The following is a 14,302-nucleotide window of genomic DNA, read 5'->3' on the forward strand; positions in this document are numbered from 1 at the left end:
GTGGGGCCTCAGGCGTAGACCAGCCCGGTCTGCCCCAGCCCCACCAGCCCCACCTGCTGCCAGTTCAGCGGCAAATCGGCCACCATGCCCAGCAGCAGCGGCTGCGTCACCAGGTGGTCGTCCAGCAGGCTGGCGAAGACCTGCAGCGTGGCCGCGTCGATGTCGGTGCCGGTGAGGTTCTTGAACAGCACGGTGACCAGGGTGCGGCTGCTGGTGCTGTCGGCGGCGGCGGGGTAGTCGGCGGCGTTCATCAGGAAGCCCGCGGCCTCATAGATGGAGGGCAGCGCCGCATTGGCGCCGGGGGTGGACAGGTAGGCGAGCAACTTGCCCACCTCGGCGGCGTCAGCCAGGCCAGCGGTGCCGCGCAGCGCGCCCAGCAGCAGTGCCGCCTTGCCACCGGCCTGGTCGTGGGCCATGTCCAGCGCCAGGCCACCGTCGGCGAACTTCAGGCGCTCCATGCCGGCCAGGGTGTCCTTGCCCTCGCCGCCAGAGACCGTCAACGTGCCGTCGTCGGCGCGGGTGATGGTGTAGCCGGTGCGCGCGGCGGTGTAGACGGCGGTGTCGATGTCGGCGCCGCCCAGCAGCTGGTCGTCACCGGCGCCGCCGCTCAACGTGTCGTTGCCGGCGCCGCCGGTCAGCACGTTGGCCACGTCGTTGCCGGTCAGGGTGTCGGCACCGTCGCCGCCGGTGGCGTTTTCTATCGTCACCGTGGCGTAGATCTGCACGGTGAGGTTGGAGGTGGACAGGGCGTTGCCCGCCTTGTCGCGGTAGGCAATCGCGTCGCCCAGGTCGCTCCAGGCGCCGGGGCGCAGGTCGATGGCGGCGCCTTCGGCGGCCACGCCGGCAGCGGCGCTGGCCTTCCAGACGATGGTGTCAGAGCCGCCGGCGTCCCAGATGGTCTGGAAGTATTTGCTGCCCTGCTCGAAGGTGTAGCTGTCGTCGCCGGTGTGGTAGCTCATGTTGGCGCCATACAGGTACTGCATGGCGGCAATGTCGTACGACATGGGCGTGGTGGCGTAGGTGTTGGCGCGCGAGCTGGCGGAGCCCGACACGGCGTTGTAGGCCATGATGGTGTTGCTGTAGTTGTCCTCCTCCGTGGGCAGCGAGCCGCCAAAGGCGCTGCTGCCGCCAAAGGGGTGCGACAGGCCCAGCGCATGGCCGACCTCGTGCATCAGCGCCATGAAGTTGTAGCTGCCGTTGGCCAGATTGGTCCAGTTGGAGGTGCCGTTGAGCCAGACGTCGCCGGCCCAGTTGGTGGAGCGCGGCGTGTAGGCGTAGGCCAGCGCGTCCAGCACGGCCTTGGTGGTGGTGAAGGCGGCGCGGATCTCGCCATACGAATCGGCACCGTCGGGCACCAGCGTGAAGTGCAGGTTGGCCACGCTGGCCCAGGCGTCCAGCGCTTTCACGAAGGTGGCCTGCTGCTCGACGTTCATCCCGGCAAAGCCGGTCAGCGGCTCAGCGTTGCCGTAGCCGGGCGTGAAGATGTCGGCGCTGGTGGGAAAGCTGTAGCTCAGCGTCATCGCACCGCCGAGCTTGCCGCCCCAGTAGGCGCCGGCCAGCAGGTCGTCTATCTTGTAGTTGCCGCTGCTGAAGGCGAAGCCTACGGGCGTGCGTACGGTGTTGCTGACTGCGGTCATGTGGTGAAGGCCCCTCCCCGGGCTATTTGGGCAAACAGATCTGCCAACTATACCCAGCTTGAGGCCTGTTTCAGCCGCTGTTACAGGCCCATGTTTCAAGCGCTGTTTCGGCCACCGGCCAGCGCGCGCTCCGGCTGCGCCCGCTTGGCGGCGCGCTTGGCTAAGATGCGGGCTACATGCACCCCAACCCCCTGATCAAGCGCCTGTGCACCGAGCTGATGCAGCAGCACGGCGCCCACACCGTGCTGTTGTATGGCTCGCACGCCGACGGCAGCGCCACGCCGCAGAGCGATTACGACCTGGCGGGCTTCGCCGACGTGCCGCGCAAAGTGTGCGATGCCCGCGTGGTGGACGGCCAGTTCCTGGACGCCTTCATCCACCCCGAGGCGGTGTTGGCCAACCCCACGGCGGAGCAACTTCACCTGCGCGGCGCTGTGGTGCTGGCGCAGCGTGGGGATGAGGCCAGCCGCTTCCTGGCCGCGCTGGATGCGCTGTTTGCCCAGGGCCCCGAGCCCAGGCCCGAGGATGAACTGCGCACCCTGCGCACCTGGGCCTGGAAGATGCTGGCCCGGCTGCAGCGTGGCGACGCGGAAGGCAACTACCGCCGCCACTGGCTGCTGATGCAGTTGCTGGAAGACCACTTTGTGCTGCGCCACCAGTGGTACCTGGGGCCGAAGAAGGCGCTGCTGCAACTGCAGCGCACCGAGCCGGCCACCTATGCGGCGTTTGAAGCGGCGCTGCAGCCCGATGCCGACGTGGCAACCCTGCGCCAGCTGGTGCAACGGGTGGCCGGCGATGCGCCACAAGACACATGAGCACCTCCACCCCTCCCCCACGCTGCGGCATAGACCACATCACCATCACCTCGCCCACGTTGGCGGCCGGCGCGGCGCTGGTGCAGCAGGTGCTGGGCGTGGCCATGCAGCCGGGTGGCGAACACCCGCGCATGGGCACGCACAACCTGCTGCTGCGCCTGGGCAGCGACATGTTTTTGGAAGTGATCGCGCCCAACCCGCAAGCACCCGCTCCGGCACGGCCGCGCTGGTTTGCGCTGGACACGCTGGGCCCGCACAGCGCGCCCGCGCTGACCAATTGGGTGGCGCGCACGCCCAGCATGCCCGCCAGCCTGGCTGCAGGCATTGATGCCGGGGAAGACCTGGGCCCGGCCGAGCCCATGAGCCGGGGCGCTTTGAACTGGCTGATCACCTTCCCCGCAGACGGCTCGCTGCCGCTGGGCGGCGTGGCGCCGGCGCTGATCGAATGGCACACGGACACCCCGCCGGCCACGCGGCTGCCCGACCAGGGGCTGGCGCTGGAGCGGCTGGTGCTGCACCACCCGCAGCCGCAGCGCATTCAGCGGCTGCTGGCCGCGCTGGGCCTGCAGGGGCCGGTAGCGGTGGAGAGCGCCGCCCTGCCCGGCCTGGTGGCGCACATCCGCACGCCGCAGGGCCTGCGCGTGCTGGGCACGGGTGCCTAGTGCGCCGCAGTGCGCCTCAGTACGCGGCCCCCAGCAGCACCACGAGAACGATCAGCACGCCCAGCGCCAGGTTGACGTGCACACCGGTGCGCACCTGGGCCAGCGCGGCGGCGCCGGCGGGCCAGTCTTGCGCGGCCACGGCACGGCCCAGGCGCGGGTACAGCGCAAAGCGGATGTGGCCGAAGACGGCCATCATCAGCAGGCCCAGCGCCGCCATCACCGTCCAGGCCAGCGGCATGCTGAAGCGGCCACCGCTTTGCGCCGCCATGCGGGCAGCCAGCCCCACCATGCCCAGGCCACTGCCCAGCACCAGCAGCACGGCCACGCCCACCGCGCCCAGGAAGCGCCCCAGCACCGCGTGCATCAGCCGCACGCGCTCAGGCGGCGCCAGGGCGGCCAGCGCCGGGCGCAGGAAGAAATTGCCATACACCATGCCACCCAGCCACAGCATCAGCGACAACACATGCACTGCCTTCAACGCGGCATAGACCATACGCGACTCCTTGGTTCAACAGGCTTGCATGATGCCTGATCATTGACTCATGCGATCCCACCCCGGATACTGGCTCGCAACAACAACGGCAGCAGCCAAGAGGAGCACATGAGAAGCTGGCAGATCGGCCAAGTCACCATCACCCAGGTGGTAGAAATGCAGGGCGCCAATGCGCCGCACTTCCTGTTCCGTGGGCTGACACCCGAACGCGTGCAGGCGCACGGTTGGCTGCGCCCGCACTTCGCACATGGCGATGGGCGGCTGTTTGCCTCGCTGCACTGCTTCATCATCGAATCGCAAGGGCGACGCATCGTGGTGGACACCTGCGTGGGCAACGACAAGCCGCGCTCGGTGCCGGCGTGGAACATGATGCAGTCGACCTTCCTGCAGCGCATGGCGGAAGCCGGCTTCCCGCCCGAGCGGGTGGACACCGTGCTGTGCACCCACCTGCATGTGGACCATGTGGGCTGGAACACCCGGCTGGTGCAAGGCCGCTGGGTGCCCACCTTTGCCAACGCACGCTATCTGTTTGGCCGGCGCGAGTGGGAACACTGGTCACAAGCGCAGGAAGGCGAAGACCGGCAGATCATGGACGACTCGGTGCGCCCCATCCTGGACGCCGGCCTGGCCGACCTGGTGGAGATGGACCACGCACTGACCGACGAGGTGCGGCTGGAGCCCACACCGGGCCACACGCCCGGCCACGTCAGCGTGCGCATACGCTCCGAAGGACACGAGGCGGTGATCACCGGCGACCTGATGCACCACCCCATCCAGTGCTGCGAGCCGGACCTGGCCAGCAACTTCGATGTGGATGTGCTGGCCGCGCGGGCCACGCGCCGGCGCTTCCTGGCCGAGCAGGCCGACCGGCAGGTGCTGGTGCTGGGCACGCATTTCGCCGCGCCCACGGGGGGCTGGGTGGTGTCGGCGGGCGAAGCCTGGCGGTTTGCGGTGGAGCCGCCCGCCCAGGGCGGAGACATGGGCGCCAGTTAGCCATGGCGGGGCTGCCGCATAGAATGAAACCGCACTGGCATGCCGGTGCGGTGGTGGACCGTGCGGGGGCCTTGCGGCCTCAAACCATGAGGGGCATGCGCCTATGAGCCTGAGGTTGACGTTACTGCTCGCGGCATCTGCGCTGCACCTGCTGGGCACTGCCACGCCCGCGCTGGCCGCGCCACCGTCCATCACGGTGTCGCCCTCCCCCAGCATCACCGGCAACAGCGTTTTCGCGCTCAGCACAGAAGGCCGGCTCTATGCCTGGGGGTCGGACGCCTACGGCCAGTTGGGCCTGGGGCGGCTGCTGAGCTCGCCGGTGTTTGTGCGCGTGGGCACGGGCTACAAGGCGGTGGCGGCGGGGGACTCGCACATCGTCGCCCTCAAGACCGATGGCAGCGTGTGGGCCTGGGGGCAGAACTCCTATGGCCAGTTGGGAGATGGCACGCAGAATTCGCGCTCGGTTCCCGTCAAGATCGGCGACGGTTACAAGGCCGTGGCGGCCGCCACCGCCTACACGCTGGGGATCAAGCAGGATGGCACGCTGTGGATGTGGGGCCAGGGTTTTGCGGGTGACGGCAACGTGATCTTTGTCTCGTACTTGCCGCGTCAAATTGGCGAGGGGTACACCGCGGTGGCTGCGGGCTCGGCGCACACGATGGCGCTGAAGGCCGACGGCAGCTTGTACGTGTGGGGCTCCAATGCCCAAGGCCAGTTGGGCGTGGCCACCAGCGACGTCTGCAACCCCGGCACCAACTCGTCGTACACCTGCTCCTTCACCAAGCGCCTGCTGGGAACCGGCTACACGGCCATGGCCGCCGGCGGTGCCACGTCGTACGCGGTGCGCAGCGATGGCTCGCTGTGGGCCTGGGGCAACAACAGCGAGGGCCAATTGGGCGATGGCACGACACAGCAGCGTGCCGGGCTGGTGCAGATTGGCAGCGGCTTTGCCGCCGTGTCGGCCTATGGCACCTCCGCCGCCGCGCTCACCACCAGCGGCAGCGTGTACCAATGGGGCGGCTACACCACCAACCTGCCCACCAAGACCGGCGACGGCTTCACCCGCATCGCCCAAGGTGTGGGCAGCATCCTGGCCGTGAAGGCCGACAACAGCCTGTGGGGCCGGGGCGGCAACGAGCAGGGCATGCTGGGCGATGGCGGCACGGCGGCGGTGGCCACCTTCAAGCAGGTGGGCAGCGATGTGGCCGTGGTGACCGCCAGCAAGGCGAGTTCGGCGCTGGTCAAGACGGATGGTTCGCTGTGGGTGGCCGGCAGCAACGGCTTCGGCCAACTGGGGCTGGGCGACATGGCCAGCCGCAGCAGCCCGGGCCTGGTGGGCAGCGGTTTTACCTCGGTGAGCACCGGGGGCTTCTACGGCACGACGTGGGCCAGCAAGAGCGATGGCAGCCGCTGGGCCTGGGGCGACAACCGCTATGGCGAATTTGGCGATGGCACCACGGCCAGCTCCAATGTGCCCAAACGCATTGGTACGGACACCGGGTTTGTCATGGTCTCAGGCAACTTTGCGCTCAAGAGCGATGGCTCGCTGTGGGGCTGGGGCAGCAATGTCAACGGTGAGCTGGGGCTGGGCCGCAGTACCCTCACCGAGCCGCCCACCAAACTGGGCGACGGCTACGCGGCCGTGTCGTCCGGCGGCAACGGGTACACCACGCTGGCCCTGAAAACCGACGGCAGCCTGTGGGCCTGGGGCATGAACTGGAGCGGCCAGCTGGGCTACATCGCCACCGAGGGCTGCAACGGCACCCTGGCCGCGCGCCCCTGCTCCCTGACGCCCAAACTGGTGGGCACCGGCTACCGCGCGGTGTCGGTGGGCTATGCCCACACGCTGGCGCTGAAGCTGGACGGCACGCTGTGGGCCTGGGGTGACAACAGCGCCGGGCAACTGGGCGTGGCCAGTGCCGACCTGTGCGTGCAGGGCACCAACTACACCGCAGTCAATGTCACCAACGCCATGCCGTGTGCGCTGCTGCCCAAGCTGGTGGGTTCTGGCTTCACGGCCATGTCGGCCGGTTACCAGCACAGCCTGGCCACCAAGGCCGATGGCAGCCTGTGGGCCTGGGGCACCAACTACTGGGGTTACCTGGGCGATGGCAACCGCACCGGCAGCATCGTGGCGCCCAAGCAGGTGGCCACCGGCTTCGTGGGCATCGCCGCAGGCGGCTACCAGTCGCTGGCCTACAAGGCCGACGGCACCACCTGGTCCTGGGGGCAGAACATGTTTGGCAACCTGGGCGATGGCACGCTGGCCAACCGCCTGCTGCCCACGCTGGTGGTCAACGACACGCTCGATGGTGTCATGGACTTGCTACCCGCCGTGCCCAACAACATTGCGCCGGACAAGCTGCCGTCGTTCTTCCTGGTGGCATCCGGCGGCGTCACCAGCACCAGCGGCTCGGTGTCCACGCTGACCAAGTTCAATGCCGCAGACGTGGGCAAGCCCGGCGCGGTGTTTGTCAGCGCCATGGTGCCGCCGAACACCCTGGTGCCGGGCACCCTGGCCAACACGCTGCGCCGCCAAGCCCAGGCCGGCAGCGCCGCCTATGTGCCGGTGCAGCTCACGGCATCGGGCTGGCAGCCGGTGGTGAACGGCCAGCTGCTGCCGTATGCCAGTGGCGTGCTGGGCGACCAGCTGGCGGCGCAGACCATTTTGAACAGCACCAGCACCGTTGCGCTGAAGGGCTCGGAGTTCTGCGTCGGCTATGGCACCAGCGCCAGCGAGATGAGCAACTCTGGCCGCATACGCTCCGTGGCCACCGTGCCGCTGGACCAGGGCTCCACGGCGGCATCGGCACCCACGTGCACCACCACAGCGGTGATCCAGCCAGCGGATTGCCTGTTCAACTGGGCAGAAAATACCTTCCCCGATTTCTTCGCCCCCAAGGGTGGCGCGTCGGTGGCCGATGGCCCCAACTACCTGCGCAGCTTCAACAAGACGGGCGCCACGCTGGGCATCAATGCCGGCAATCTGGTGTATGTCGGGCCGATATCGGGTGGCGCCGCGCTCAGCCTGGGCGCGGCGACGGACTGGTATGGGGTGGCCGGGTGCAAGTGATGTGATCGCACGTGCGGTGTGCCCGTCAGTACCGCGCCACCACGTTGATGCCCAGCAGGTTTTCCACGCCCCGCTTGAACAGGTTGGCGGCATAGCCATCCACCGCCCAGTGCTTGTCCGCGGACTCCCAGTGCAGCTTCAGCGTCATGTCCCAGCCGGCGCTTTGGGGCAGCTTGTTGGCCTCGTCGGCAAAGCGCTGTGAACGCCACACCGCCTGGGCGCTGATCTGCAGGCGCTCATCGCCCGACCAGTTCAGGCCCAGGCTGGCGCGGTGTTCGGGCAGCCAGGGCAGCGCGTTGCCCAGCAGGCCTGCACCGGTGTTGGCGGACTGGGTGTGCGCGTAGCCGGCGTAGGCGGCCCACTGGCGGGTGATGACCTGGTTGAAGGTGACGCCGGCGCTGGTGGCGTTGCCGCGCGCGAACACCGGCTTGTCCTCCAGCGCGTCTGGCGCCGCCAGGTTGGCCACGGTGCGCTGGCGCAGGCGGTCGATGTTGGAGACGTCGGYGCGGGTGTTGAGCACGCCGTCCAATGGCGAGTTGAGGTTGTCCACCTCGCGGCGGTCGGCAAAGGCGGTGAAGAAGGTGCTGGGCGAGGTTTCCCAGTCCAGCTGCAGGCGCGCGCGCGTCAGTTGCCCGCCGGGGTTGACCAGCGTGTCATCCACCGGGATGCCGGCCGTGGCCACCGGCTCCAACGAGCTGAACGAGGCCGGGCGCAGCCACTTCTGCAACGCGCCGCGCAGGGTGGCGCCGGGGGCCACCGCCCAGGCGGCGCCCAGGCGCGGGGACAGGCTGTTGCGCTCGTAGCGCTCGGGGAACAGCTGGGTGGCGGGCGGCGTGCGGTCACGGTAGATGTTGATGTCACGCGTCTTGGTGTAATGCTGCGCGGCCAGGTCCAGCTGCAGCAGCCATTGCGCGCTGGGCTGGTAGCGGTCGGAGAACCACAGGTCGCGCGAGACGTCGTCATCGCGCTGGGCCAGCCGGTCCGAGGGCACGGGGTTGCTGGGGGTGCCGCTGCCCAGGTGGTAGAAGTTCTCTTGCACCAGGGTGTTGACCTTGCTGGTGCTGGCGCGCTCCACGCCCCAGCTCACCTCGTGCCGGGGGCTGGCAGCAAAGCTGTGGCGCAGCTGCACATCGCGCTGGTGGGGCCGGGTTTCAAAGGCGGACAGGTTGGTGGCCAGGCCGCCGGGCGTGTCAAAGCTGGAGACGCTGTTGCTGGTGGACGATTCGCTGCCCGTGCCCAGCTTCAGCCAGGCCTGCGACTGCGGGCCGAAGCGGTAGCTGCCACCTGCGTCCAGGCGCTCGTTGTGACCGGTGATGCGGCTCCTGCCGGTGACGTTGGTGGCCGATGGGGTGGGGCCCAGCGTGATGTCGGCGTCAAACGCATTGGCATAGGCGAACAAGCCCAACGCATAGGTGGGGCGTGCGCCCAGCGCCACGGTGTAGGTGTGGGACTGGGCGCCAAACGCCAGTTGGTCGGGCTGGGCGCGCGTTTGTATCACCTCGCCAAACCAGGCCACGGGCACACTGGCATTGGCCAGGCCGTTGATGGTGAAGGTGGGCTCGGTGATCTTCATGTCGCGGCTGCTGTCGTGGCGCAAGCCCAGCGTGACGTAGTTGCCTGGCCGCTCCACCAGGCTGGAGAAGCGGTTGGAGGCGCCAAACACCGTGGGGTCGGTCAGGAAGCCCTGGAACAGTTCGGACTTCTTGTTGAAGTCGCCCGCATAGCGGTCGGCCAGGAACAGGTGGCTGCCGGCCCAGAAGGGGTAGTAGGCGTCTTGCGCATACGCGCGCGCCCAGTCTTCCAGCCCCAGCGCGGCCAGCGCGGCACCCAGGTTGGCGCTGCCTTTCTGGTCATTGGCCACCGGGTTGAGTGACTTCAGGTAAGGCAGCAGCGCCAGCGCGCGGCGCGAGGCCTGCAGCGCGTCGCCGGGCTGCAGCAGATCGTTGCGGATCAGGCTCTCGTACAGGTGGGGCAGCGGGTCATTGGGGTCCAGCGCCTTGGCCTTGTCCAGGGTCTCCAGCGCCCGCCCTGTACTGCCGAGCTGGTAATAGGCCACGGCGGTGTAGAGCTGGGCGCGGGCGTAGCGGGGTTCGATGAGGCCCGCTTTCAGGAACGAGGCCAGCGCATCGCGTGTCTGCCCGCTTTTGAGCTGCAGCAGGCCCAGGCCGGTGAGGGCCTGGTAGTCGTCCGGGTGCTGGCGCAGCGCGGCCTCGAACGAGGCGCGGGCGGCGGCCAAGTTGCCGGTTTGCGTTTGCAGCGTGGCCAGCTCGGCCTGGTAGCCGGCGGTGCCGGGGGCCATGGCGATGGCGCGGCCCAATGCATCTTGCGCCGCAGCGACGTCTTCTTTTTCCGCCGCGATGCGGCCGGCGCCAAACCAGGCCTCGTGCCGCTGCACATCGGCCTGCGCGAGCTGGGTGTACAAGGCCAGTGCGGTGCTGCCCTCGCCGCGCACGCGCGCCAAGTCGGCGGCAGCCAGCACAAGCTCGGGCTGGCTGGGCTGCTGGGCGCGCGCACTGGCCAGCAGGGCGGAAGCTTCATCCAGCCGGCCTGCCAGGGTGAGCGCGCGCGCAGCCAGCGCGCTGGCCAGCGGGTCACCCCGCCCACCCTGGGCCAGCGGTTGCAGCAGGGCCAGTGCGTCGTCGGCGCGGCCTTGGGCGATGTACAGGTCGGCCAGCACCAGGGCGGCGGGCGCAGAGTTGCTGGCCTGCGGCACCAGCGCGGCCAGCGCCGCGGCATGGTCGCCGGCCTCGATGGCACGCACGGCCGGCTCCAACGCAGCTGGCACGCTGGCCAGCCAGCGCCGGGGGATGGGCTGGTAGGCCGTGACCCATTGCACGCGCTCGCGCGCAGAGGACAGCAGCACCTTCACCGGCGCCTGGCCGCGGCGCACTGTGGCCTGCTCGCTGGCGCCCACCGACACCTCGCCCAGTTCGTTGGCCACCGCCACCTCGCCGCTGAACACAATCACCGTGGTGGTGTCGGCATCGCCCACGCTGACCTCCCAGTCGGTGCCGCGTATGCCTATGGTGGAGGTGGGGGTGTTGACCACCAGGCGCTGCAGCTTCAGGGTGCCCACCACATTGGTGGCGCCCCGGCTGATGCCGGTGAAGAACTGCTTGGCCTGTGCCCACATGCGACCGGCCCTGAGCTCCAACGCCGTTTCGCCGCCACTGGCGGTGGCCACCGATTTGAGGCGGAATTCGCTGCGCTGGTTCAGCCGCACCTGCGTCTGGTCCTGCATCAACAGGGCCATCTGGCTGGCCTCGCCGGTGCGCACGGTTTCGCCGGCAGCCAGCGCCTGGTTCACCGCCGCGGGGCGCCAGGCGTTGGAAGCGGCATCAAACACCTGCACCTGGCCCTGCACCATCACCACCTGGGCGTCGGCGGCCAGCACCTGCTGGCAACAGGCCACGGGCAGAACGCAAGTGAGGACGCGAGCCACGAGCCAAACACGCTTCTTGTTGTTGACCATTGCGAACCCTTGTTGTGCGGACAAGTTGTTGGTAGCGAGCCTGTTTGCCGATGCGCTGCGCTGGCGCGCGCGCCACATGAATGTCGCCGAAGGAGGCGCATTGCGCAAGTGCCGGGGCCTGCCTTGTTCCACCTCCGGTGCTTTCGCTTGCCCAGCCGGCATATTGCCAAAGCGCCACGGCCCAGGCATGCTGTTGCCCATTCAAGGGGTCAACTGAAAATGAAAAGCCTCGCCACGGTCCTTTGCGTTGGCATGCTCGCCCTCGCCTGCCCGCCTGGTCGGGCGGCGCAGCCGCAACTGGCCACCAGCAGCGGCTTTGCTCTGGCCTTGAAGGCAGACGGCACGGTGCTCGCCTGGGGACGCAACGATGGCGGGCAACTGGGCAATGGCCAAGCGGCGATCCAGGTGTCGGCGCGGCGCATCGCGGCATTGGACAACGTCAGATCGGTCAGCGTGGGCTCCGGCCACGCGCATGCGCTGCGTGGCGACGGCACCCTGTGGAGCTGGGGCAATGGCTCCAGCGGTGCGCTGGGTGACGGCACCGATGTCAGCAAGGCATTTCCGGTCAAGGTGCTGGGGTTTTCCGGCACAGTCAGCGCAGTGTCAAGTGGCCTTGGGCATTCGCTGGCGCTGACGCAGGATGGTGCCGCCTGGTCTTTCGGCTGGAACTACTATGGACAGCTCGGCAATGGACAGGTTGTCGACCAGCTGACGGCCAGGAAAATCGCCGGCTTGCCGACCCTGCAAGCGGTGTCTGCCGGCGCCATCCACTCGTTGGCCCTGGACGTCAATGGTGCCGTCTGGGCTTGGGGCGACAATGGCTTTGGCCAACTGGGCACGGGCATCTCCGCCACCCGCGCGTTGGTGCCGGTGAAGCTGGCCACGCTGGCCGGCATCACCGCCATCAGCAGCAGCAGCGCCTCCAACCTGGCGCTGGACAACCTGGGCCGCGTGTGGGCCTGGGGCCGCGGCACCTGGGGGGCCATGGGCGACGGCAGCACGACCGACCGCATGTTCCCTGGGCTTGTCCCGGGCTTGCCGCCCATCGCAGCCATCCAGTCCGGCACGCTGGTCAACGTGGCCATTGCCCGCGACGGTGGGGTCTGGGTGTGGGGCAGCAATGAGATGGGGCAGTTTGGCGACGACCAGTACGGGCAGCAGTTCACGCCTGTACGGGTGGCCGGCCTGCTCGGGTTGCAGAGGTTTTCCATCGCCAATGCGGGCGTTGCAGCGGTCGATGCCCTGGGCAGTGTGCTCACCTGGGGCCGCAACGGCAGCGGCCAGCTGGGCAGCGGCGACACCCTTGACCGCACCCGGCCAGGCGCCGTGCAGGGGCTGCCCCGGATGGCACAGGTGGCTGCCGGCTCGGACTTCTGCGTCGCCATTGGCGTCGATGGCAGCCTGTGGGCCTGGGGCAGCAATGGCCTGGGCCAGCTGGCGGATGGCAGTGTTGCGGGCAGCAGCGTGCCGGTGCGGGTGGTGGGCATGCCCGGGGTGGAGTCGGTGGCGGCGGGCCAGGCCCACAACCTGGCGCTGGGCGGGGATGGCCGGGTCTGGGGCTGGGGCCGCAACGGCAGCGCACAGCTGGGGGACGCCAGTGGCCGCGATGCGCTGGTGCCCCAACCAATTGCCGGCCTGCCACCGATGGCCGCGGTGGCGGCCGCAGGGGATGCGTCGTTCGCCATTGACGGCAACGGCACGCTCTGGTCCTGGGGCGACAACGGCATGACGGCCAAGCTGGGAACGGGCAACCCGAGCGGCGCAGCGCTGCCGGCCGTGGTCACAGCGTTCAGAGGCGTGGCCGCTGTTTCCGCTCGCTACGGCAACGCCATCGCGCTGACCCGCAGCGGCGGCGTGTGGGCTTGGGGCGACAACCGCTATGGCCAAGCTGGCAATTCCAGCATAGGCATTTTCAGCAACCCGGCTCCGGTACCAGATCTGCCCAGGATCACGCGTGTGTCCACCAGCGGTTTTCACCAGATGGTGCTGGACGTGAACGGCAATGTGTGGAGCTGGGGCCTGAACAACAACGGCCAGGTGGGAGATGGCGCGCGGCTGACTCGGCTGTTGCCCGTTCGGTTGCCTGCGCCCAACAGTGTGGTGGCCATTTCCGCCGGCGATTTCCACAGCTGCGCGCTGGACCAGCAGCGGCGGCTATGGACCTGGGGCAGCAACGCCTATGGTGAACTGGGCCGGACCACCGCCGACACCTATTCCACCACGCCTGCGCTGGTGCCCAACCTCAGCAACGTGGCCAGCGTGAGCTGTGGCGCCTACTTTACGCTGGTAACGCTCGCCGACGGCAGCGTGCTGGGCTGGGGCCGCAACTTCGAAGGCCAGATTGGCGATGGCACGCTGGTGAGCCGCCCTGCCGCGGTGGCACTGGTCAACGAAGGCGCCAATGGTTTGCTGAACCTTGCCGGCGGTACCCAACCACCTGCTGCCAAGATGCCCAGCTTTTTCGTCATCGCTTCCGGGCAGATCCAGAGCGCGGGCTCTGTGGTCAGCAACACGACCCGGTTCGGGCCTGCCGATGTGGGCAAGCCCGGGTCGGTCTATGTCACGGCGATGGTGCCTGCTGGCACGCTGGGTGCGGCCGCCGGTGTGGCGGCACCGCAGGCAAAAAACAAGATGGCCACCATGCCCGAAGCCACCAGCTTTGTGCCCATGCAGCTGACCAGTTCGGGCTGGCAGCCCGTGGTGAACGGGCAACTGCTGCCGTATGCCACCGGGGTGTTGGGCGAGCAACTGGCGGCGCAGAAAATCCTCGACGGCACCAATTTCAGTGACCTCACGGGCTCCGAGTTTTGCGTGGGCTATGGCAGCAACCCCACCGAAATGGCGGTGGCCGACCGCATACGCGCGGTGGCCAGCGTGGGCTTGACGGCCGCACCCAGCTGTACCGTGATGGCCCAGGTCAAGCCGGCAAACTGCCTGTTCGACTGGGCCGAAGCCAGCTTCCCCGCCTTGTTTGCCCCCAAGGGCAGCGCCTCACGGGCTTACAGCAGCACCTACCTGCGTTATTTCACGCAGACTGGCGCCACGCTGGGGGTTGCTGACAACAGGTTGTACTACGCAGGCCCGCTGTCAGCCAACCAGGCACTGAACCTGGGGGCCGTGGCAGACTGGTACCAGACGGCCGGCTGCCGTTAACAGA

8 protein-coding genes are annotated in these 14,302 nt (G+C 68.5%); 5 read left to right on the forward strand and 3 right to left on the reverse strand.

The features are described from left to right. Window positions 1-8: 8 nt before the first annotated feature. Window positions 9-1,637, reverse strand: a complete 1,629-nt coding sequence (locus AC1DX2_RS23600; protein WP_477198873.1) for a M10 family metallopeptidase — start codon at window positions 1,635-1,637, stop codon at window positions 9-11. Window positions 1,638-1,813: 176 nt separating this feature from the next. Here AC1DX2_RS23600 and AC1DX2_RS23605 point away from each other — a divergent pair, with 176 nt between their 5' ends. Next, entirely contained in the window at window positions 1,814-2,452 is a 639-nt protein-coding gene (locus AC1DX2_RS23605) for a nucleotidyltransferase domain-containing protein (protein WP_477198874.1), read from the forward strand. Then, window positions 2,449-3,114, forward strand: coding sequence for a VOC family protein (locus AC1DX2_RS23610; RefSeq protein ID WP_477198875.1), 666 nt, complete (start codon window positions 2,449-2,451; stop codon window positions 3,112-3,114). Before AC1DX2_RS23605 ends, AC1DX2_RS23610 begins: the two co-directional genes overlap by 4 nt. Before the next feature lie 16 nt (window positions 3,115-3,130). Here AC1DX2_RS23610 and AC1DX2_RS23615 read toward each other — a convergent pair whose 3' ends face one another. Continuing rightward, a complete protein-coding gene (locus tag AC1DX2_RS23615) occupies window positions 3,131-3,607 on the reverse strand; it encodes a CopD family protein (protein WP_477198876.1) in 477 nt (158 codons plus the stop codon). 108 nt (window positions 3,608-3,715) lie between these two features. Here AC1DX2_RS23615 and AC1DX2_RS23620 point away from each other — a divergent pair, with 108 nt between their 5' ends. Together AC1DX2_RS23620 and AC1DX2_RS23625 are read left to right on the forward strand one after the other, a co-directional pair. Then, window positions 3,716-4,600, forward strand: a complete 885-nt coding sequence (locus tag AC1DX2_RS23620) for an MBL fold metallo-hydrolase (RefSeq protein ID WP_477198877.1) — start codon at window positions 3,716-3,718, stop codon at window positions 4,598-4,600. Between the two features lie 115 nt (window positions 4,601-4,715). After that, window positions 4,716-7,673, forward strand: coding sequence for an RCC1 domain-containing protein (locus AC1DX2_RS23625; protein WP_477198878.1), 2,958 nt, complete (start codon window positions 4,716-4,718; stop codon window positions 7,671-7,673). A gap of 25 nt (window positions 7,674-7,698) precedes the next feature. Here AC1DX2_RS23625 and AC1DX2_RS23630 read toward each other — a convergent pair whose 3' ends face one another. Continuing rightward, on the reverse strand, window positions 7,699-11,085 hold the full coding sequence (locus AC1DX2_RS23630) for a tetratricopeptide repeat protein (protein ID WP_477198879.1): 3,387 nt from the start codon (window positions 11,083-11,085) through the stop codon (window positions 7,699-7,701). Between the two features lie 312 nt (window positions 11,086-11,397). On the opposite strand from AC1DX2_RS23630, the gene AC1DX2_RS23635 reads away from it, so the two are divergent. After that, window positions 11,398-14,298 carry an RCC1-like domain-containing protein gene (locus AC1DX2_RS23635; protein ID WP_477198880.1) on the forward strand — a complete coding sequence of 967 codons (2,901 nt, stop codon included), beginning with the start codon at window positions 11,398-11,400 and terminating at the stop codon, window positions 14,296-14,298. Window positions 14,299-14,302 lie beyond the last annotated feature (4 nt).

The sequence above is a fragment of the Hylemonella sp. P2_B10 genome, from assembly GCF_056404875.1.

Coding starts and splice junctions, on each gene's coding strand:
- AC1DX2_RS23600 (WP_477198873.1), bottom strand. CDS start 1,637: ATGACCGCAGTCAGCAACACCGTACGCACGCCCGTAGGCTTCGCCTTC.
- AC1DX2_RS23605 (WP_477198874.1), top strand. CDS start 1,814: ATGCACCCCAACCCCCTGATCAAGCGCCTGTGCACCGAGCTGATGCAG.
- AC1DX2_RS23610 (WP_477198875.1), top strand. CDS start 2,449: ATGAGCACCTCCACCCCTCCCCCACGCTGCGGCATAGACCACATCACC.
- AC1DX2_RS23615 (WP_477198876.1), bottom strand. CDS start 3,607: ATGGTCTATGCCGCGTTGAAGGCAGTGCATGTGTTGTCGCTGATGCTG.
- AC1DX2_RS23620 (WP_477198877.1), top strand. CDS start 3,716: ATGAGAAGCTGGCAGATCGGCCAAGTCACCATCACCCAGGTGGTAGAA.
- AC1DX2_RS23635 (WP_477198880.1), top strand. CDS start 11,398: ATGCTCGCCCTCGCCTGCCCGCCTGGTCGGGCGGCGCAGCCGCAACTG.